This window comes from Synechococcus sp. H70.1 (assembly GCF_047502705.1).
In the GTDB taxonomy this organism is placed as follows: domain Bacteria; phylum Cyanobacteriota; class Cyanobacteriia; order Thermostichales; family Thermostichaceae; genus Thermostichus.
The window spans coordinates 1-949 of sequence record NZ_JANSIV010000078.1 but is presented as its reverse complement, the minus strand read 5'-3'; the positions used below and the strand labels follow the sequence as shown (position 1 = coordinate 949).

The following is a 949-nucleotide window of genomic DNA, read 5'->3' as shown; positions in this document are numbered from 1 at the left end:
ACGCCGAGGTAGAGCGCGGCAAGGTGCTGGATCCCACGGGGGTTACCGCCATGCGGCGCGGGCAAGCTAGTATTTTGCTGGTCTCAGCTCCCAGGGGGTGCCATTGACTATGCAAGACATTCTTGAGGGGGTCTTCAAAGGTTTTGCCCAGATTGGCGGAAAAGTTGTAGAGACCGCCTTTGATATAGGCAAGGTTACCGGCCAGGTTACCGGGTCAGTTGCGCAAACTGTCATTGGTACAGGTATCGAGACCACCCAAAAAGCCGGAGGAATTCTTCTTGGCACGGGTCAAACCACTTTCCAAGTCAGCCAGAAAGTTACAGAAATTATTGTTGAAAAGATTAAAGACCATATTTTCGATCCCCATCATGAGCCTTATTTGATCTGTATTGAACCCTCCCTGGGTTGGGACGAGGCCCTGGTTTTCATCAACGGTTTCCTTAGCGAAGGTGAAACCCAACCTTGGAAAAAAAGACTGTTGTGGGAAACACTCCGACGTGCCGGATGGCAGGGATCCCTGTACTACCTTTGGTGGGATGCTTCCAACCCGGCGAGTTTGACCTTGTCCCCTCTGAAGCTAGGGGTAGGACTACTTGCCCACTGGGAAGCCCACAAAGCAAAGGCCAAAGAAGTGGGACTAAAGTACGCCTATCCCCTGCTCTCTGCTTTGCCGGAAAGGCAGATTACCCTGATGGGGTTTTCCTTGGGGGCAAGGGTAGCCTACTACATCATGCGCGGTTGGCCCCAGACTGCAGATCGACGTCTTAAAGATGTTATCTTGCTCAGCGGTGCCGTTAGGAGGCAAGCCGATAAGAACTGGAGCCTGCATGTAGAAAATATCACTGGAAAGTTGGTAAACATCTACAACGAAGACGATTGGGTTCTGGCCTACGTCAGCCCCTGCGGGATCAAGCCAATTAGAGAGTTTCACCCCAGAATTGAAAACCTC

The 949-nt window shown here is 51.6% G+C and carries 1 protein-coding gene; it reads left to right on the top strand.

Annotation, left to right across the window (positions count from 1 at the left end; translation table 11 throughout):
* Positions 1–109: 109 nt before the first annotated feature.
* A partial coding sequence (locus NW827_RS06040; protein ID WP_414503453.1) for a DUF726 domain-containing protein occupies positions 110–949 on the top strand: 840 nt, incomplete at its 3' end.